This window comes from Pseudomonas sp. FP603, from assembly GCF_030687415.1.
GTDB lineage: Bacteria > Pseudomonadota > Gammaproteobacteria > Pseudomonadales > Pseudomonadaceae > Aquipseudomonas > Aquipseudomonas wuhanensis.
On the sequence record NZ_CP117431.1, the window covers coordinates 5,556,339 to 5,574,872 of the forward strand.

At 59.3% G+C, this 18,534-nt stretch carries 15 protein-coding genes, 2 tRNA genes and 1 pseudogene; 13 read left to right on the forward strand and 5 right to left on the reverse strand.

The genetic code is table 11. The annotated features are described in order from the left end of the window. Positions 1 to 19: 19 nt before the first annotated feature. The 4 genes from PSH65_RS25700 to PSH65_RS25715 are packed head-to-tail and all read left to right on the forward strand — an operon-like array spanning position 20 to position 3,364. Positions 20 to 748 (forward strand): ABC transporter permease, encoded by a 729-nt coding sequence (locus PSH65_RS25700; protein ID WP_305423126.1) that lies wholly within the window; start codon positions 20 to 22, stop codon positions 746 to 748. Beyond that, positions 745 to 1,455 carry an ABC transporter permease gene (locus PSH65_RS25705; protein ID WP_305423128.1) on the forward strand — a complete coding sequence of 237 codons (711 nt, stop codon included), beginning with the start codon at positions 745 to 747 and terminating at the stop codon, positions 1,453 to 1,455. The genes PSH65_RS25700 and PSH65_RS25705 overlap by 4 nt, the downstream gene beginning before the upstream one ends. Before the next feature lie 12 nt (positions 1,456 to 1,467). Further along, positions 1,468 to 2,586 carry a succinylglutamate desuccinylase/aspartoacylase family protein gene (locus tag PSH65_RS25710; RefSeq protein WP_305423129.1) on the forward strand — a complete coding sequence of 373 codons (1,119 nt, stop codon included), beginning with the start codon at positions 1,468 to 1,470 and terminating at the stop codon, positions 2,584 to 2,586. A gap of 13 nt (positions 2,587 to 2,599) precedes the next feature. Next, positions 2,600 to 3,364: an ABC transporter ATP-binding protein gene (locus tag PSH65_RS25715; protein WP_305423130.1), complete on the forward strand. Its 765-nt coding sequence runs from the start codon at positions 2,600 to 2,602 to the stop codon at positions 3,362 to 3,364. A 137-nt stretch (positions 3,365 to 3,501) separates the two neighbouring features. Here PSH65_RS25715 and PSH65_RS25720 read toward each other — a convergent pair whose 3' ends face one another. Next, positions 3,502 to 3,711: a hypothetical protein gene (locus PSH65_RS25720; RefSeq protein WP_019580966.1), complete on the reverse strand. Its 210-nt coding sequence runs from the start codon at positions 3,709 to 3,711 to the stop codon at positions 3,502 to 3,504. Between the two features lie 107 nt (positions 3,712 to 3,818). Further along, complete coding sequence (gene dcd / locus PSH65_RS25725) at positions 3,819 to 4,385, reverse strand: dCTP deaminase (protein WP_305423132.1); 567 nt, start codon at positions 4,383 to 4,385, stop codon at positions 3,819 to 3,821. Between the two features lie 354 nt (positions 4,386 to 4,739). On the opposite strand from dcd, the gene PSH65_RS25730 reads away from it, so the two are divergent. Further along, positions 4,740 to 4,949, forward strand: coding sequence for a cold-shock protein (locus PSH65_RS25730; protein WP_002554837.1), 210 nt, complete (start codon positions 4,740 to 4,742; stop codon positions 4,947 to 4,949). A gap of 109 nt (positions 4,950 to 5,058) precedes the next feature. Here PSH65_RS25730 and PSH65_RS25735 read toward each other — a convergent pair. Next, positions 5,059 to 6,068, reverse strand: a pseudogene (locus PSH65_RS25735) (DUF481 domain-containing protein). A gap of 166 nt (positions 6,069 to 6,234) precedes the next feature. On the opposite strand from PSH65_RS25735, the gene PSH65_RS25740 reads away from it, so the two are divergent. The 4 genes from PSH65_RS25740 (at position 6,235) to PSH65_RS25755 (ending at position 11,017) form a co-directional block, all read left to right on the forward strand. Beyond that, positions 6,235 to 6,588, forward strand: coding sequence for an MGMT family protein (locus tag PSH65_RS25740; RefSeq protein ID WP_038979210.1), 354 nt, complete (start codon positions 6,235 to 6,237; stop codon positions 6,586 to 6,588). A gap of 44 nt (positions 6,589 to 6,632) precedes the next feature. Beyond that, positions 6,633 to 8,186 carry an AmpG family muropeptide MFS transporter gene (locus tag PSH65_RS25745; protein ID WP_305423135.1) on the forward strand — a complete coding sequence of 518 codons (1,554 nt, stop codon included), beginning with the start codon at positions 6,633 to 6,635 and terminating at the stop codon, positions 8,184 to 8,186. Positions 8,187 to 8,330: 144 nt separating this feature from the next. Continuing rightward, positions 8,331 to 10,046 carry a proline--tRNA ligase gene (locus PSH65_RS25750; RefSeq protein ID WP_305423137.1) on the forward strand — a complete coding sequence of 572 codons (1,716 nt, stop codon included), beginning with the start codon at positions 8,331 to 8,333 and terminating at the stop codon, positions 10,044 to 10,046. 17 nt (positions 10,047 to 10,063) lie between these two features. Next, positions 10,064 to 11,017: a hypothetical protein gene (locus PSH65_RS25755; RefSeq protein ID WP_305423138.1), complete on the forward strand. Its 954-nt coding sequence runs from the start codon at positions 10,064 to 10,066 to the stop codon at positions 11,015 to 11,017. 131 nt (positions 11,018 to 11,148) lie between these two features. Here the strand turns inward: PSH65_RS25755 and PSH65_RS25760 are convergent, their stop codons facing one another. Further along, the gene (locus PSH65_RS25760; protein WP_305422598.1) at positions 11,149 to 12,408 is read right to left on the reverse strand and encodes an IS256 family transposase; all 1,260 of its coding nucleotides are present in this window, start codon (positions 12,406 to 12,408) and stop codon (positions 11,149 to 11,151) included. A gap of 90 nt (positions 12,409 to 12,498) precedes the next feature. Next, complete coding sequence (dinB, locus tag PSH65_RS25765; RefSeq protein WP_305423140.1) at positions 12,499 to 13,560, reverse strand: DNA polymerase IV; 1,062 nt, start codon at positions 13,558 to 13,560, stop codon at positions 12,499 to 12,501. A 300-nt stretch (positions 13,561 to 13,860) separates the two neighbouring features. Between dinB and PSH65_RS25770 the strand changes: the two genes are divergently transcribed. The 4 genes from PSH65_RS25770 to PSH65_RS25785 all read left to right on the forward strand — a co-directional run bounded on the left by PSH65_RS25770 (position 13,861) and on the right by PSH65_RS25785 (position 18,449). Beyond that, positions 13,861 to 13,937 (forward strand) — tRNA-Met (locus PSH65_RS25770). A 221-nt stretch (positions 13,938 to 14,158) separates the two neighbouring features. Further along, positions 14,159 to 14,235, forward strand: a tRNA-Met gene (locus PSH65_RS25775). 276 nt (positions 14,236 to 14,511) lie between these two features. Continuing rightward, positions 14,512 to 17,154, forward strand: a complete 2,643-nt coding sequence (mprF, locus tag PSH65_RS25780; RefSeq protein ID WP_305423142.1) for a bifunctional lysylphosphatidylglycerol flippase/synthetase MprF — start codon at positions 14,512 to 14,514, stop codon at positions 17,152 to 17,154. Continuing rightward, a complete protein-coding gene (locus PSH65_RS25785; RefSeq protein WP_305423143.1) occupies positions 17,154 to 18,449 on the forward strand; it encodes a virulence factor family protein in 1,296 nt (431 codons plus the stop codon). Before mprF ends, PSH65_RS25785 begins: the two co-directional genes overlap by 1 nt. The last annotated feature ends 85 nt before the right edge of the window (positions 18,450 to 18,534 follow it).

The following is an 18,534-nucleotide window of genomic DNA, read 5'->3' on the forward strand; positions in this document are numbered from 1 at the left end:
CCGATCAGGTTGCTGATTTATGTTTGAAAACCTATTACAAAATCTGGGGCTCTCAGCCTTCAGCCTCCAGGGCTTCGGTCCGTTGCTGATGGAAGGCACCTGGATGACCATCAAATTATCGGTGTTGTCGCTGCTGGTGGCTGTGTTGCTCGGCCTGCTGGGCGCCAGTGCCAAGCTGTCAAAAGTCAAACTGCTGCGGATATTGGCCCAGTGCTATACCACACTGATTCGCGGGGTGCCCGACCTGGTGCTGATGCTGCTGATCTTCTACAGCCTGCAAACCTGGCTGACCTCGTTTACCGATTTCATGGAATGGGAATACATCGAGATCAACCCGTTCAGCGCCGGGGTCATTACCCTGGGCTTCATTTATGGCGCCTACTTCACCGAAACGTTCCGCGGGGCGATTCTCGCCGTGCCACGGGGTCAGGTCGAAGCCGCTATCGCCTACGGCCTCAAACGTGGCCAGCGGTTCTGGATCGTGGTGTTCCCGCAAATGATGCGCTTCGCCCTGCCGGGCATCGGTAACAACTGGATGGTGATGCTCAAGGCCACTGCGCTGGTCTCGATCATCGGCCTCGCCGACCTGGTCAAGGCCGCGCAGGACGCCGGTAAAAGTACTTATCAACTGTTCTACTTCCTGGTGCTGGCCGCATTGATTTACCTGGTGATCACCAGTGCCTCCAACGTCGTCCTGCGCTGGCTCGAACGCCGCTACGCCGCCGGTTCCCGGGAGGCCGTACGATGATCGAACTCTTGCAGGAATATTGGAGACCCTTCCTTTATACCGACGGCTACAACATCACTGGCCTGGCCATGACCATGTGGCTGCTCAGCGCGTCGATCTTCATCGGTTTTGTGGTGTCGATCCCGCTGTCCATCGCCAGGGTTTCGCCCAAGGTCTACATCCGCTGGCCGGTGCAGTTTTACACCTACCTGTTCCGGGGCACGCCGCTGTATATCCAGCTGCTGATTTGCTACACCGGCATCTACAGCCTGGCGGCCGTGCGTGCCCAGCCAGTCCTCGATGCGTTCTTTCGCGATGCGATGAACTGCACGATCCTGGCCTTCGCCCTGAACACCTGCGCCTACACCACGGAGATCTTCGCCGGGGCGATTCGCAGCATGGCGCACGGTGAAGTCGAAGCCGCCAAGGCTTACGGTCTGTCAGGCTGGAAGCTCTACGCCTACGTGATCATGCCGTCGGCCCTGCGTCGCTCGTTGCCTTATTACAGCAACGAAGTGATTCTGATGCTGCACTCGACCACCGTAGCGTTTACCGCGACCATCCCGGATGTATTGAAAGTCGCTCGCGACGCGAACTCTGCGACCTTCCTGACATTCCAGTCGTTCGGCATCGCCGCGCTGATCTACCTGACCGTTACCTTTGCGCTGGTCGGCCTGTTCCGCCTCGCCGAACGCCGATGGCTGGCCTTCCTCGGGCCGACTCATTAGGACAACTCGTACATGCGCCACCAGATTCATGACCTGCTGGCCCCGCTGCCGGGGACCGTGCGACAGATTCACAGCTTCCACTTCGGCTCGCCGTCGGCCAAAGGCAAGATTTACATCCAGTCCTCCCTGCATGCCGACGAATTGCCCGGCATGTTGGTAGCCTGGCACCTCAAGCAACGTCTGGCGGAGCTGGAAGCCGTCGGCCGGCTGCGCAGTGAAATCGTGCTGGTGCCCGTGGCCAACCCGGTCGGCCTGGAACAAGTGTTGATGGACGTTCCACTGGGCCGCTACGAGCTGGAAAGCGGGCAGAACTTCAATCGCTGGTTCGTCGACTTGAGTGAAGAAGTCGGCTACGAGATCGAAGGCCTGCTCGGCGACGATCCGCAACGCAACCTCGAACTGATCCGCGACAGCCTGCGCAAGGCTTTGGCGCGGCAGACCGCAGGCACTCAACTGCAATCCCAGCGCCTGACCCTGCAACGGCTGGCCTGCGATGCAGACATGGTGCTGGACCTGCATTGCGATTTCGAAGCCGTGGCGCACCTTTACACCACGCCCGAGGCTTGGCCGCAGGTCGAGCCGCTGGCGCGCTACATTGGTTCCGAAGCCAGCCTGCTGGCCACCGACTCTGGCGGCCAGTCGTTCGATGAATGCTTCACCCTGCTGTGGTGGCAGTTGAAAGAGCGCTTCGGCGAGCAGTTCGAGATTCCGCTGGGCAGTTTTTCAGTCACCGTCGAATTGCGCGGCCAGGGTGACGTCAATCACCCATTGGCCAGCCTCGACTGCCAGGCGCTGATCGATTATCTGATTCATTTCGGCGCAATTGTCGGTGAGCCGGCGCCATTACCGGATCTGCCCTACCCGGCCACACCGCTGGCCGGCGTCGAACCGGTGGCGACACCGGTGGGCGGGCTGCTGGTGTTCACGGCCCTGCCCGGGGAATACCTGGAGGCCGGGCAACTGATCGCCGAAATCATCGACCCGATCAATGATCGTGTCACCCCTGTTCATTGCACCGCCGCCGGGCTGATGTACGCCCGTTCGCTGCGGCGCATGGCAACTGCCGGTATGGTGATCGCCCACGTCGCGGGCACCGAAGCCTATCGCAGCGGCTACCTACTTTCGCCTTGAGGACGCATGCCCCATGTACAAACTGACCATTGAAGGCCTGCATAAAAGCTATGGCGATCATCAGGTGCTCAAAGGCGTTTCGCTCAAGGCCAAAACCGGCGACGTCATCAGCCTGATCGGCGCCAGCGGCTCGGGCAAAAGCACCTTTTTGCGCTGCATCAACTTTCTCGAACAACCCAACGACGGCGCCATGAGCCTGGACGGCCAGAACATCCGCATGATCAAGGATCGCCACGGCATGCACGTGGCCGACGCCGATGAGCTGCAACGGATCCGCACCCGCTTGGCCATGGTGTTCCAGCACTTCAACCTGTGGAGCCACATGACGGTGCTGGAAAACATCACCATGGCCCCGCGCCGGGTACTCGGTTGCAGCAAGAAAGAGGCCGAAGACCGTGCCCGACGTTACCTCGACAAGGTTGGCCTGGCGCCACGCGTGGCGGATCAGTACCCGGCCTTCCTTTCGGGCGGCCAGCAACAACGGGTAGCCATTGCCCGCGCACTGGCCATGGAACCGGAAGTCATGCTGTTCGACGAACCGACCTCGGCGCTAGACCCGGAACTGGTCGGCGAAGTGCTCAAAGTCATCCAGGGCCTGGCCGAAGAAGGCCGGACCATGATCATGGTCACCCACGAAATGAGCTTCGCTCGCAAGGTATCGAGCCAGGTGCTGTTCCTGCACCAGGGGCTGGTGGAGGAAGAAGGTGCGCCGGAAGACGTACTGGGCAATCCGAAGAGTGAGCGACTGAAGCAGTTCCTCAGTGGCAACCTCAAGTAACCCACCATCCTGTTGGAGCGAGGCTTGCCCGCGAAGAACGATAACGCGGTCATCCTATAGACCGAGTTGCCTTCATCGCGGGCAAGTCGGATCGCCGCACCGCTCGCTCCTACAAAAACGGATTTCGCTAACAGATATCAGACCACAGGCGCGGGAGGCGGCTCATCCGGCAGGGTGGGCTCACCGGGCTCTGTCGGATCTTCGTTGGGGGTGTCGGGGTCAGGCTGATGGGGGATGCCCCCTGCCATGCTGACTGGCGGATGTGCCAACAAGGACCAGGCCAGCACGCCAACCTGATTGGGCTCAAGCCTTGCCAGTTCGGCACTTATTCGCGGATCGATCTTCATGAAGCACTCCTGAGCGATGGCCCTATCCGCCTTGCGCGAATCAGAGCAGTACATTCCATAGAGTGTACGCCCGCTCAGGAATTCCAACGGTTTGTCAGACGGCTGACTCAGGTACGCGGCAGGGTTACGCCACGCTGGCCCTGGTACTTGCCGCCACGGTCCTTGTAGGAGACTTCGCACGCTTCGTCCGACTCAAGGAACAACATCTGCGCCACGCCTTCGTTCGCGTAGATTTTCGCCGGCAGATTGGTGGTGTTGGAGAACTCCAGGGTCACATGACCTTCCCACTCAGGCTCGAGCGGCGTGACGTTGACGATGATGCCGCAACGCGCGTAGGTGCTTTTACCCAGGCAAATGGTCAATACGTTACGCGGGATGCGGAAGTATTCGACGGTGCTGGCCAGAGCGAAGGAGTTCGGCGGAATGATGCACACGTCGCTGTGGATGTCGACGAAGCTGCCAGCATCGAAGTTTTTCGGGTCGACGATCGCCGAATTGATGTTGGTAAACACCTTGAAGTGATTGGTGCAACGCACATCGTAGCCGTAGCTGGACACGCCGTAGGAGATCACACGGCTATCGTCTCTGCCGCGCACCTGGCGCTCGACGAAAGGCTCGATCATGCCGTGTTCCTGCGCCATGCGGCGAATCCACTTGTCCGATTTGATGCTCATGGCGGGTGTCCTGAATAGCGAGGTGGAAAAATTCTGTCCGGCATCTTACCGGGCAGGCGCGCCGGGTTCAAAGTCCGGGAGACAATTCTCGACGATCCCCCGTGAATTCCGGGTCTTCAGCGCCATTCGATGCACCGTCAGTCATGAAAACAGAGAAACCTTCGCAGGAAGCATTGGCACGTTCCGGAAAAAGGGTTAAGGTGGCGCCACTGTGCTGCTTGTGTCACTGAGAATCTCTACACGATATGTTGAATTTCGATCCAACCATCTACAAGAATTTTTCCTGCTCTTTGCACTCAGTCTCGGCCAGGGTTCTTCCTGCGTCGCAGTTATCTTTGTTCAAGGAGTTACACCATGTCTAATCGCCAAACTGGTACCGTTAAGTGGTTCAACGATGAAAAAGGCTTCGGCTTCATCACTCCACAATCCGGTGACGACCTGTTCGTTCACTTCAAAGCTATCCAATCCGACGGCTTCAAAAGCCTGAAAGAAGGCCAACAGGTTTCTTTCATCGCTACCCGCGGTCAGAAAGGCATGCAAGCTGAAGAAGTTCAAGTTATCTAACTTGTACTTGCTTTAGTAAAAAGCCCCGCCCTCAAAAGCGGGGCTTTTTTGTGCCTGTCTGTTTTGCAGGCAAAAAAAATCGCAGCCCATGGCTGCGATTTTTTGCGTCTTACCAGGCCACGCCAAACCCAGCGGTGTAGCGGGTCTTGTCCAAATCAGCATCGTCGGTGCCGCTAATAATGTCTCTCTCGGCCTTCAGGTTAAGCGATGCCCATTCGGTCACCTTGTAGCGCAAGCCCATCTCGGCATCGAGCGCGTAGTCGGCCACGCCCGACAACGGCTTGCCCACTTCGCCATTGGTGAAGAACTCCACCCTCTTGCCGATCAGGTAGCGGTTGTAATCCCACTTCATCGCCAGGGAGTAGAAGTTTTCCTTGCTGCCATCGCTGAACTCATAGTCCGTGCGGTTGACCAGCGAGCCCAGCGAGAATGCGCCCAGCTCGTCGTCCCAGAATTGGTAACCGGGGCCGGTACCGACTGTGCGCTGGCGGGCGAGCTCTTCGACCTTGTCGCGCTTATAGACTGCGCGCCCCCTGCCAGAACCATTTTTCGGTCAGGAAACGGTCGAGCGAGTATTCGCCCCGCCAGTTGTCGGTAGTGACCACGTCATCCTGAAATTCGCGGTTGTACTCACCTTCTGCGGTGTGTCGCCATCTGCCATGGCGCGCAGTGGTCTTGAAGTCGATATCGTAATCGTCGGTGTCTTTCTCGGCCCGCTGATAATCCAGCGCTGCATCGATATTACCCTTCCACACCAAATCCTCGACGACAGGCTTAGGCTTGAGCATCTGCTGGATACTGGCCAGCTCCACGGTCTTGGGGCCATCGCCGTTGGCCAGGGGTGACCTTGCCGTCTTCTGCCGCGTGTAGCGCCTTGGCCTTCTCCCCGGTGTAGGCATCCTGTTTGACCAACAGTTGCTGATCACTCTCCAGGGTTTTGACCTGCTTCCAGTCGATCGGGACTGAGCCAGCATACTCGGTCTGAATCAGCAGTTTGCCACCATCGAACACGGTGATTTTGCCGCTCAACTTGTCACCGTTCTTCAACCAGACGGTATCGGCGAGCAAGGGAGTGGAAGCACTGACGACAGCGAGGCACAGCAAGGTTCTAGACAACATAAGCGAATCGAAGGCTCAACTTTGCGAAAAAAAGTCGGCATTATCCATAGGAATAAGGCCCTAGCAAGGACTGACCCGACTTTTTCTATTGAGTTCATTTCTCAATGGGCGATCCAGGATTTACTCTACAGACGGTCAATGCGCATTTTTTCAGGAAGCCCGGGACGTGACCGACTCAAACGCTGAAACCGAAAGCGCGGCGCAAATCCGACGCACGGCGCTCTACCTGACCTTGGCACAAGTGCCCGAAGGCAAAGTCGTGAGCTATGGCCAGCTCGCCGAACTCGCGGGACTGGGTCGTGCTGCCCGCTGGGTCGGGCGAACACTCAGCCAATTGCCCGGCGACACTAAATTGCCCTGGCACCGTGTGCTAGGTGCCGGCGGTCGGATCAGTCTGCCCGTGGGCAGCCCTTCGGGGGATGAACAACGGGCCCGATTGCGCATGGAAGGCATCAGTATCCTGAACAATCGTGTTGATATTCAGCGCCATGGGTGGCGCCCGGTAGAGCACAGCGGTTAGAGTGCGCGCTTTGTTTCCGTAATTCTTGAGGCAGACTCCAGCCCATGCCCCGTAAAACCTGGCGCGCCGCGCTCGCCGCCTATGCCAGCCCCTCGACCCTCGTGCTGTTGCTGCTTGGTTTCGCCGCCGGCCTGCCTTACATGCTGGTGTTTTCGACGCTTTCAGTCTGGCTGCGCGAGGCCGGTGTTGCCCGCGAAACCATTGGCTACGCAAGCCTGATCGGTCTGGCCTATGCCTTTAAATGGGTCTGGTCCCCGTTGCTCGACCAATGGCGCCTGCCACTGCTCGGCAAGCTCGGTCGACGACGCTCCTGGCTGGTACTGGCCCAGGCGCTGGTGATCCTCGGCCTGATCGGCATGGGATTCTGCGACCCGCAAAAGCACCTGTCCTGGCTGATCGCCATTGCCGTGGTCGTCGCCTTCGCCTCGGCGACGCAAGACATCGCTGTCGATGCTTATCGCCTGGAAATCGCCGACGAAACCCGCCAAGCCGCGCTGGCGGCCAGCTACATGGCCGGTTATCGGGTCGCAGCCCTGCTGGCGACGGCCGGCGCACTGTTCTTCGCCGAAGGCTTCGGCTCCACCGGTTTCAACTACAAGCATGCGGCGTGGACCGGCACCTACGTGCTGTTCGGCGTCTTGATGGTCCCGGCGTTGCTGACCACCCTGTTCATGCGCGAACCGCCGGTGCCCCTGCGTACTCAATTGCAGGCCGGACGCTATAGCTTTGTGCACCAATTGGCGTCGGTGTTCGTGCTGATCGTGCTGCTGGTGTCCGTACCGGCCATGTTCACCCAGCTCTACAACACTGACTTCGCCAGCGTACTGTTCGAAGGCGCCAGCGTGCTCGACCTGCTGCTCGAAGACCGCGCGTTCCTGCGGGCGATCCTCTATATCACGCTGACCGGCCTGTGCTTGTCGGCCATGGGTCGCCGTGGCTTGGCCCCGGTGCTGACGCCGGTCAACGACTTCATCCTGCGTTACCGCTGGCAAGCCCTGCTGCTGCTCGGGCTGATCGCCACCTATCGGATGTCCGATACGGTGATGGGCGTGATGGCCAACGTGTTCTACATCGACCAAGGGTTCACCAAGGATCAGATTGCCAGCGTCAGCAAGATATTCGGCCTGATCATGACGCTGGTCGGTGCCGGCATGGGCGGCCTGCTGATCGTGCGCTTCGGCATCCTGCCTATCCTGTTCATTGGCGGCGTTGCATCGGCCGGTACCAACCTGCTGTTCCTGATGCTCACGGATATGGGTGCCGATCTGCAGATGCTGATCGCCACCATCTCACTGGATAACTTCAGTTCGGGCCTGGCGACTTCGGCATTTGTCGCTTACCTGTCGAGCCTGACCAATCTCAAATTCTCCGCCACCCAGTACGCCCTGCTCAGCTCGATCATGCTCTTGCTGCCTCGCCTGATCGGAGGCTACTCAGGGGTCATGGTGGAGAAATTCGGTTATCACAACTTCTTCCTGATCACCGCCCTGCTGGGCGTTCCGACCTTGTTGTTGATCGCCTTGCACTGGTTCCAGGAAAACCGCCGAGCCGGTCCGACACCGGAACCGGTTCCGACCCAGGTTGCGGAAGAATCGTAGGCTCTTTACGCAGGAAGCATCGCGGGAGGGCGAGCAGATTTTCGCCCTCCCGCCAGACAGCCGGCCGCACTCCTGTACGCCAGCAGATCTCGCCCGTACAATGTTCCGTCATTTCTCGTCATCAGCAACCGACAACGGCCAACCATGCGCACCAGTCAATTTTTGCTCGCCACACAGAAAGAAACGCCTTCCGACGCGGTCGTCATCAGCCATCAGCTGATGCTGCGCGCCGGCATGATCCGCAAACTCGCCTCGGGCCTGTACACCTGGCTGCCCATGGGCTTGCGAGTGATGCGCAAGGTTGAAGCCATCGTGCGTGAAGAAATGAACGCCGCCGGCTCTCTCGAAGTGTTGATGCCGAGCACCCAACCGGCTGAGCTGTGGCAGGAATCCGGTCGCTGGGAAGAGTACGGCCCTGAATTGCTGCGCTTCAAGGATCGCCACGGTCGCGACTTCTGTGCCGGCCCGACTCACGAAGAAGTCATCACCGACCTGATGCGTAACGAGCTGAGCAGCTACAAACAGCTGCCGATCAACCTGTATCAGATCCAGACCAAATTCCGTGACGAAATCCGCCCACGCTTCGGTTTGATGCGCGGCCGCGAGTTCATCATGAAGGACGCCTATTCGTTCCACGCTGATCAGCCTTCGCTGCAGATCACCTACGACCGCATGCACCAGGCGTACTGCAATGTGTTCACTCGCCTGGGCCTGAAGTTCCGTCCGGTTGAAGCCGACAACGGCTCGATCGGTGGTGCCGGCTCCCACGAGTTCCACGTACTGGCCGAATCCGGCGAAGATGACATCGTCTTCAGCAACGGTTCCGACTACGCTGCGAATATCGAAAAGGCCGAAGCCGTACCGCGCGAAACCTCTCGTGCCGCACCTGCCGAAGAACTGCGCCTGGTCGACACGCCGAACGCCAAGACCATTGCGCAACTGGTCGAAGGCTTCAACCTGCCAATCGAAAAAACCATCAAGACCCTGGTGGTGCACGCTGAAGAGAAAGGCAAGCTGATTGCCCTGATCATCCGTGGCGACCACGAGCTGAACGAAATCAAGGCCGCCAACCAGCCTGGCGTTGCCAGCCCGCTGGTCATGGCTTCCGAAGCCGAACTGCGCGACGCCATTGGCGCCGGCGCCGGCTCCCTTGGCCCGTTGAACCTGCCACTGCCGATCATCATCGACCGTTCCGTCGAGCTGATGAGCGACTTCGGCATTGGTGCCAACATCGACGACAAGCACTACTTCGGTGTGAACTGGGAGCGTGATCTGCCGGTTCCGACGGTTGCCGACCTGCGCAACGTCGTGGCGGGCGATCCAAGCCCTGACGGTAAAGGCACCCTGGAAATCAAGCGCGGCATCGAAGTCGGGCACATCTTCCAGCTGGGCAACAAGTACAGCAAAGCGATGAAGTGCGAAGTGCTGGGCGAGAACGGCAAGCCGGTCACCCTGGAAATGGGCTGCTATGGCATTGGCGTGTCCCGCGTGGTGGCTGCCGCCATCGAACAGAACAACGACGAGAACGGGATTATCTGGAGCGATGCTCTGGCCCCGTTCCAGATTGCCCTGGTACCGCTGCGCTACGAAACCGAACAGGTTCGCGAAGCCACCGACAAGCTCTACGCAGAACTGACTGCCGCCGGCTTCGACGTGCTGCTGGACGACCGCGACAAGAAAACCAGCCCGGGCATCAAGTTCGCGGACATGGAGCTGATTGGCATTCCACACCGGATCGTGGTCAGTGACCGCGGCCTCGCCGACGGCAATCTGGAATACAAGAGCCGCACAGAGGCCGAGGCGCAAGCGCTGCCGGTCGCTGACGTGTTGTCTTTCCTCCAGGCCCGCATCCGCCGCTGACACCAGATAGAGACGTCATGTTCAAGCGAAACACCTTAGGCCTCGGTGGCGCCGCCCTGTGCGGCGCGCTGCTGGTCAGCGGCTGTGCCAATCAGATGTCACAACGCAGCGAGCACGAGGAACGGGTCGAGCGCAAACTGCTCGATCACAGCCTGCAGATCGATGTCGGCGAGCCTAAGGTGCTTGAGCTGCCGCAACGTCGGGTGAAAATCCACGAGCAGAAGACCTTCGAAGTCACCGAGTTCGAAGTCACGCGCCGCTATGATCGCTATACGCCTTACCAACCCTGGAGGGAGGTCTACGAGATCCCGCTGGGCGCGGTGGCCGTGGTGGCCGGTGTCGGTGCGAACGTCGTCAACGTGTTCACCCTCGGCAATCTGCCGGACAGCGTGACGAAGGACTGGCTCGGCTATGGTTTCGCCGGGCTCAACCCGTTCATGAACGTGCAGTCTCACGGTCGCGCACAGCAGAACCTGGCGGGCATCGACGAAGTCCAGCGCGACAAGCGCACGGAATATTCGAGCCTGCCATGGAGCGAACGTCCGGTGCAGGTCAAGGCCGGCAAGAACACGTTTGATCTGAGCACCGATCGTAACGGCGTGTTGCGCCTGAATCTGCTGGATAGCCCGTTCGCCGAGCATGACCTCAATCATCTGGGTAAGCTGCAGATCAGTGTCGAAGACAACAAGGACGATGTGCACACTGACTCGTCCCTGGCGATCAGCAGCAACTTGCGCGGCAAGCTGCTCGAAGCTCACGGGCTGATTTACGACGATCTCGAAGATGACGAAGTGAGCCAGTGGGTACACCGGGTCAAGCGCCTGTCGGAATTGGGTCTGGAAGAAGAAGCCAGCGAGTTGGAACAGAGCTTGATCGAACTGACCCGCAACGATCCTGAGTTGCAGACCGAATTCCTCAAGTCATTGACCAAGGATGCCGGGCGACTGGTGGCGGATCCAGGACCGAATTAAAAGCCTAAAAGTTTCGCGAGCAAGCCCGCTCCCACAAGGACGATGCAGTACCTGTGGGAGCGGGCTTGCCGGGAGTGTCAGATTTTTTGTGTGCGGGCCGGTAACGGCCTGCCATAAGGCAAGCCCTCATTTCACCAGTTTGACCTGGTAAATCGATCGCCATAAAGAATCGCAAACTGATTCATTGCGCTCTTCCAGTCGTGCGCTGCGCTGCCCCAATTGGCCGTGATGTTTTGCAGTGCCAGCCAGATCAGCTTCGTCGCTGCATCATCAGTCGGGAAGTGGCCTCTTGTCTTGATGATCTTGCGCAACTGAGCATTGATGCTCTCGATGGCGTTAGTGGTGTAGATCACTTTTCGGATGGCAGGCGGGAAGACAAAAAACGGGATGACTCGATCCCAGGCACGTCTCCAAGCGGCTACGACTGTTGGGTATTGTTTGCCCCAAGGCCCCGTTTCAAATGCGTCCAGAGCTTGCTCGGCAGCTTCAACGTTAAGCGCCTGATAAACCGGCTTGAGGGCTTTGGCCAACTCGCGGCGCTTGTCCCAGGAGGCGTAATCAAGACTGTTACGGATCAGGTGCACGATGCAGGTCTGCAAGGTCGTCGTCGGAAACACCGCACTCAAGGCTTCTGGCATGCCTTTAAGGCCGTCAGTTACCGCGATCAATACATCCTCAACGCCACGGGTCTTGAGGTCGTTGAAGACCTTCATCCAGAACTTGGCCCCCTCAGTGGTCTCAATCCAGATGCCCAAAATGTCTCGGGTGCCGTCCGGCAGCACGCCCAGAGCCAGGTAGATGGCCTTGTTGCGAACCAGTCCTTCCTCACGGATTTTGACCCGCAGCGCATCGAAGAAAATCACCGGATACATCGGCTCAAGCGGGCGTTGTTGCCAGGCAGTCACTTCCTCCAACACTGCGTCAGTGACCGAGCTGATGAAATCATGGGAAACATCGGTCCCGTACTGCTCCGAAAGGAATGCCCGGATCTCTCGGACGGTCATGCCACGGGCGTACATGGCAATGATTTTGTCGTCGAAGCCCGTGAACCGACGCTCATGCTTGGGGATCAGCATTGGCGCGAAGCTGCCATCGCGATCCCGAGGAATGTCCAGACGCAGCGGGCCATCATCGGTCAGCACGGTCTTGCTGCTTTTGCCGTTGCGCTGGTTACTCGACTCCTCAGGGCGCTCCGCGCCCTGAGGGTAGCCAAGGTGGTGACCCAGCTCCGCGCCAAGGGCTCGCTCGATAAGCGCCTTTTTGAACGCCATGGATGCGTCCTGAATCGCCTCGGCGCTCATTGGGCCTTTAACGAACTGATCGATCAGCTCCTTCGGAATCGAAGGAAGCTGGGTTTTGGCCTCCGAGGCCGGTTTCTTTTTGGTCGGCATACATGCTCCTTTTCAACATGTTATGCCCGAACACAAAATTTCTGACAGTCCCGGCTTGCCCGCGATGACGCCATTACATTCACTGCAAAACTACCGCTCAAACAACTCCATCTGCTCAAACCCGCCCCGCAAATCCTCCAACCTCACCCCGATCCCCAATAACCGCACCGGTTTCCCACCACGGTTAAACGCCTGGGTCAGCAACAACTGATAACTCCCCAGATCCCGCCCTGCCCCGGCCTGCTCCAACGTAGTCTGGGTAAAATCATGGAATTTCACTTTGACGAACGGCTTTCCCGGTCGATAGCTGCTGTCGATCCGCGCCATGCGGCCATTCAGCGACTCCAGCAACTCGGGCAATTTATCCAGACAACTCACCAGATCCGGCAGGTCCGCGTCGTAAGTGTTTTCGACGCTGATCGACTGCCGGCGACTGTCGTTGTGCACCAACCGCTCATCGATCCCACGGGCCAGGCTCCAGAGCCGCTCGCCGAAGCTGCCGAATTCACGCACCAGTGCCAATTTGTCCCATTCACGCAAATGCGAGCAATCGACGATGCCGAGCTTGCCCAGCTTGTCGGCGGTCACTTTGCCAACCCCGTGCAGCTTGCTCACTGGCAAACCACTGACAAAGTCTTCCACCTGATCCGGGGTGATCACGAATAAGCCGTTAGGCTTCTTCCAGTCGCTGGCGATTTTGGCGAGAAACTTGTTCGGCGCCACACCAGCCGACACAGTGATGTGCAACTGATTGGAGACCCGGCGGCGAATGTCCTGGGCGATTCGCGTGGCGCTGCCGCCGAAATGCGCGCTGTCCGACACGTCGAGGTAGGCCTCATCCAGGGAAAGCGGCTCGATCAGGTCGGTGTAATCACGAAAGATCGTATGAATTTCCTTCGATGCTTCTCGATAGGCATCCATGCGCGGTTTGACGATGGTCAGGTCCGGACAGAGTTTCAAGGCATGTCCGGAAGACATGGCCGAGCGTACGCCATAAGCCCGTGCTTCATAGTTACAGGTGGCAATCACCCCACGCCGATCGGCCGAGCCGCCCACCGCCAATGGCTTACCGGCCAGGCGCGGGTCGTCACGCATCTCGATGGCGGCGTAGAAACAGTCACAATCGACGTGGATGATTTTTCGCTGCGTCATATAAAAGCAGTGTTCATGGCGAAGAAACGATGTGTGGGTGAGTCGTACCGGCAGTATCTCACTGACACCTGTATATAGCACCAGTACTCTGAATGTTCTTTTTCCTATGTAGGAAAAGCACGCATGAATTTATTTTCTCAATCGAAAGCCCCCTCTCGATAGAGCCAAAAGCCTTGCCCTGCCTGCGTTTCAGACCGATTTGCCACTCCTTTTTTCACCTAAGCGCTTGAACAGGAACAGGTTTTACCGAGATTGAAGGTTGACAGCCCTGCGATCCTCTGTAGAATGCCGACACACAGACGCGGGATGGAGCAGTCTGGTAGCTCGTCGGGCTCATAACCCGAAGGTCGTCGGTTCAAATCCGGCTCCCGCAACCAAACATCAAAAAAGGCTACTCGAAAGAGTGGCCTTTTTTGTGCGCGCCTGTTTTATAAAAAATCAGCGATTTCTGCCTAACCGCACAGAAACAAGAAATCGTTCTGATTCCGAAACTTAGGTCTCCCCTGCCACCGCTCGCCCTCGTTTTACACTTATTTGAGCCATACTGGGATTAACGGTTGACACTCCGGCGTTCGCCTGTAGAATGCCGCCACACAGACGCGGGATGGAGCAGTCTGGTAGCTCGTCGGGCTCATAACCCGAAGGTCGTCGGTTCAAATCCGGCTCCCGCAACCAAACATCAAAAAAGGCTACTCGAAAGAGTGGCCTTTTTTGTATCTGTTGAAAAAGTCCTTTCGCAACAATGATCTGTCACTGTGCAGCGAGCCGTTCGGGGGTCGTCAGACTGTGAGTTCAGCGCAGGCTGAACCGCAGACGGAACCCTCTGCGACTGATGACGCGCCATCGCCCATCCGGTGAGAGGCGTTAATATTTGTGATTATTTTTTTCTACAGGGATTGGTAACTTGGCTGGATACCCCCATCCTGTCGCGCACAATCCAAGAGGTGATTGATGCGCGCCAACTCGTCTGATCCACAAGACACCGTCACAGCGACACAACCGATCAAAGCCGAGCGTCTGCGCTTGCTGGATCGAATCAGCAAATACCGTCACCCCATCGGTCTGGCGGTCACTTTGCTGTTGTTCGCCATCGCGCTGATTGCTTGCCGTCGCCTGCTGAGCGAACTCGATCTGTACGCACTGCACGACTCGATTCTGGACGTGCCGAAACCGGCCTTGCTGGGTGCGCTCGGCGCGACCGTCATCGGCTTCGTCATTCTGCTGGGTTACGAATGGTCGGCCAGCCGTTATGCCGGCGTGACGCTGGCACCGCGAATGTTGGCATTGGGCGGCTTCACCGCATTTGCCATTGGCAATGCCATCGGCCTTTCGCTGCTGTCAGGCGGCTCGGTTCGCTACCGTTTATATGCACGTCATGGTGTGGGGGCTTCGGAAGTCGCGCACATGACCTTGTTCGCCAGCCTCTCGCTCGGCTGCGCCCTTCCGCCACTGGCCGCCCTCGCCACCCTCAGCAACCTGCCCGCCGCCTCGGTGGCCCTGGGCTTCTCCGAAACATTGCTGGGTGCGATTGCAGTGGCCGTGCTGCTGCTCTCCACGGTGCTGGCCATCGGCATCTACCGTCGTCGCTTGCCGGAACAGCCTTACCCCGACAACCTGCTGGTCAAGGTCGGCCGCCGCACCTTGCGCCTGCCGGGTCGCCGCCTGACGTTCCTGCAACTGGTCATCACCGCCCTGGACGTGGCCGCCGCCGCGACCGTGCTCTATCTGTTGCTGCCGGAAGCGCCGCCCTTCGGTGCGTTCCTGCTGGTCTATCTATTGGCCCTGGCCGCTGGCGTGCTCAGCCATGTGCCGGGCGGTGTCGGGGTGTTCGAGGCGATTTTGCTCGCCGCCTTCGCCGACAAACTCGGTGCCGCGCCACTGGCCGCCGCCCTGCTGCTCTACCGTCTGATCTACGTGGTGTTGCCGCTGCTGGTGGCGTGCGTACTGCTGCTGGTCAACGAAGGCCAGCGCCTGTTTCAATCGCGCCAGTCCTTGCGTGCTGCCTCTGGCATGGCCGCGCCGATTCTGGCGGTGCTGGTGTTCCTGTCCGGCGTGGTGCTGCTGTTTTCCGGCGTGACGCCAGAGATCGATACCCGCCTTGAACACATCGGTTTTCTGATTCCCCATCGATTGGTCGACGCCTCGCACTTCGGCGCCAGCCTGGTGGGCGTGCTCTGCCTGTTGCTGGCTCAGGGGCTGCGTCGCCGCCTGTCAGCTGCGTGGATGCTGACCACCATTCTGTTGTTGGTCGGCGCCCTGCTCTCTCTGCTTAAAGGCTTCGACTGGGAAGAGGCTTGCCTGATGACCCTGACGGCGAGTTTGCTGGGGGTTTTCCGGCGCTCGTTCTATCGCCCCAGTCGCCTGACCGAAGTGCCATTTTCGCCGCTGTATCTGGTGGCCAGCCTTTGCGTACTGGGCGCGTCGATCTGGTTGCTGCTGTTCGCCTATCAGGACGTTCCCTACAGCCATCAACTCTGGTGGCAGTTCACCCTCGACGCCGATGCCCCGCGTGGCCTGCGCTCGCTGCTCGGCGCCGCGGTCCTGCTGGTGGTGGTGTCCCTGACCTGGCTGCTGCGCACCGCGCGCCCGGTGATCCATCTGCCAACGCCCGATGAACTGGACCGCGCGGTAAAGATTCTCATGGCCTCGTCCCAACCGGATGGTGGCTTGGCCCTGACCGGTGACAAGGCGCTGCTGTTTCATCCCAACGACGAGGCGTTTCTGATGTACGCCCGCCGTGGTCGCAGCCTGGTGGCGTTGTATGACCCGATCGGCCCGACCCAGCAACGGGCGGAAATGATTTGGCAGTTCCGCGATCTGTGCGATATCCACCACGCCCGCCCTGTGTTTTATCAAGTGCGTGCCGAAAACCTTCCGTACTACATGGACATCGGCCTGACCGCGATCAAGCTCGGCGAAGAAGCCCGGGTCGATCTGCACCGCTTTGATCTCGAAGCCAAGGGCAAAGAGATGAAGGACCTGCGCTACACCTGGAACCGTGGCACCCGTGACGGGCTGTCGCTGGAGATCCATGAGCCGGGGCAAGCGCCGATGGACGAGCTCAAGGTGATTTCCGATGCCTGGCTGAGCGGCAAGAATGTGCGCGAGAAAGGCTTCTCGCTCGGGCGTTTCAGCGATGACTACCTCAAGCACTTCCGCGTCGCGGTGATTCGTTTCGAAGGGCGCCCGGTGGCGTTCGCCAACCTGCTCGAGACCTACGGCCATGAACTGGCCAGCCTCGACCTGATGCGCGCACACCCCGACGCCCCCAAGCTGACCATGGAGTTCATGATGGTCGGCTTGATTCAACATTATAAAAATCATGGATACGCGCGTTTCAGCCTGGGCATGGTGCCGTTGTCGGGGTTACAACCCCGGCGCGGTGCACCACTGACCCAGCGCCTGGGCTCGATGGTATTCCGCCGTGGTGAGCAGCTGTACAACTTCCAAGGTTTGCGCCGCTTCAAAGACAAGTTCCAGCCCGACTGGGAACCCCGTTATATGGCCGTGCCCGCCGGACTCGATCCGCTAGTTGCGCTGGCCGACACTGCCGCCCTGATTGCGGGCGGCTTGACTGGATTGGTGAAACGCTGATGATTCAACGCTCCCTGCGGTACGTACTGGCCACACTGGTAGTGCTGGCCCTGATGGTCGGTGGCGGTTACTGGTACCTCAAACGCCCGGCACCGGAACCGACCCTCGAACTGCTGACGCCGGCCGACGGCGCCGCGATGACCCGCGTCATCCCCGGCACCACGCCACGCGCCCAGGTGCTGGTGGCGGTCAATGAAGACCAGAAGCTCAGCGACAAGCAATTGATGACCCTGAGCCGCAGCGGCTCGGCGCAGATCGTCCAGGTGATCCTGCCCAAGGACTGCATCCAGCAAGGTCGCGCCCTGCAAGCCGGCCTCAGGCAACTCAATGGCCCAGCCACCCTGGTCAGCGGCATCGGCCCTGGCGCGGTGCTGGCGTGGCGCTGGCTGGCGGAGCAGAAGGACGACAAGGCCCAGGCCATTTCCGTTGACCTTGCCCTGGAAAAACCCGGCTGCACTCACCTGCTGCCGAAAACTTCCGCCCACGGTCACTGGCTAGTGGCCTGGAACGACAACCCGGACGACACCAGCGCCGGCTTCGTGCGCGACCAGCCCAACGCCGAAACCAGCATCAGCGACTACGACATCAACCTGCCGCAAGTGCTGAACAACGAACTGCGCAAAATCCTCGTCGGTGGCGATAAAGCCGCTGGCGGCCTGCAGATCCCGGTGGTCGAAGTCCCGGCCGGTCAAGCCAAGGACACCGTCACCCTGTTCCTCTCCGGCGACGGCGGCTGGCGCGACCTGGACCGAGACGTGGCCGGCGAGATGGCGAAGATCGGCTACCCGGTGGTCGGCATCGACACCCTGCGCTACTACTGGCAGCACAAGAGCCCGGAACAAAGCGCCCTGGACCTGACCGAACTGATGCAGCACTACCGTCAGAAATGGGGCACCAAACGCTTCATCCTGACCGGCTACTCGTTCGGCGCCGACGTATTGCCCGCCATCTACAACCGCCTGCCGGAAGCGGAACAGCAGCGCGTCGACGCAATCATCCTGCTGGCCTTCGCCCGCACCGGCAGCTTCGAAATCGAAGTCGAAGGCTGGCTCGGCAACGCCGGCAAAGAAGCCGCCACCGGCCCGGAAATGGCCAAGCTGCCGCCTGCAAAAGTGGTATGCATCTACGGCGAGGAAGAAGTCGACGAGAGCGGCTGCACCGACAAGACCGCCGTGGGCGAAGCGATGAAACTGCCTGGCGGCCATCACTTTGATGAGAACTACCCGGCGCTGGCAAAGCGATTGGTGGATGTGATCGAGAAGCGTCAAGCGAAAGAGACGGCGGCTCAGGAGTGATCTGAGCCGCGCTCACAAAAAAGCCCCCGCTGCCTTATGGTTGCAGGGGCTTTTTTCATGTGAGTGCAATTTAACCGAACACCGC

What these genes read in the sequence shown, in the direction of transcription:
- PSH65_RS25700 (WP_305423126.1), top strand. Translation starts at nt 20, where the DNA reads ATGTTTGAAAACCTATTACAAAATCTGGGGCTCTCAGCCTTCAGCCTC.
- PSH65_RS25705 (WP_305423128.1), top strand. Translation starts at nt 745, where the DNA reads ATGATCGAACTCTTGCAGGAATATTGGAGACCCTTCCTTTATACCGAC.
- PSH65_RS25710 (WP_305423129.1), top strand. Translation starts at nt 1,468, where the DNA reads ATGCGCCACCAGATTCATGACCTGCTGGCCCCGCTGCCGGGGACCGTG.
- PSH65_RS25715 (WP_305423130.1), top strand. Translation starts at nt 2,600, where the DNA reads ATGTACAAACTGACCATTGAAGGCCTGCATAAAAGCTATGGCGATCAT.
- PSH65_RS25720 (WP_019580966.1), bottom strand. Translation starts at nt 3,711, where the DNA reads ATGAAGATCGATCCGCGAATAAGTGCCGAACTGGCAAGGCTTGAGCCC.
- dcd (WP_305423132.1), bottom strand. Translation starts at nt 4,385, where the DNA reads ATGAGCATCAAATCGGACAAGTGGATTCGCCGCATGGCGCAGGAACAC.
- PSH65_RS25730 (WP_002554837.1), top strand. Translation starts at nt 4,740, where the DNA reads ATGTCTAATCGCCAAACTGGTACCGTTAAGTGGTTCAACGATGAAAAA.
- PSH65_RS25745 (WP_305423135.1), top strand. Translation starts at nt 6,633, where the DNA reads ATGCCCCGTAAAACCTGGCGCGCCGCGCTCGCCGCCTATGCCAGCCCC.
- PSH65_RS25750 (WP_305423137.1), top strand. Translation starts at nt 8,331, where the DNA reads ATGCGCACCAGTCAATTTTTGCTCGCCACACAGAAAGAAACGCCTTCC.
- PSH65_RS25755 (WP_305423138.1), top strand. Translation starts at nt 10,064, where the DNA reads ATGTTCAAGCGAAACACCTTAGGCCTCGGTGGCGCCGCCCTGTGCGGC.
- PSH65_RS25760 (WP_305422598.1), bottom strand. Translation starts at nt 12,408, where the DNA reads ATGCCGACCAAAAAGAAACCGGCCTCGGAGGCCAAAACCCAGCTTCCT.
- dinB (WP_305423140.1), bottom strand. Translation starts at nt 13,560, where the DNA reads ATGACGCAGCGAAAAATCATCCACGTCGATTGTGACTGTTTCTACGCC.
- mprF (WP_305423142.1), top strand. Translation starts at nt 14,512, where the DNA reads ATGCGCGCCAACTCGTCTGATCCACAAGACACCGTCACAGCGACACAA.
- PSH65_RS25785 (WP_305423143.1), top strand. Translation starts at nt 17,154, where the DNA reads ATGATTCAACGCTCCCTGCGGTACGTACTGGCCACACTGGTAGTGCTG.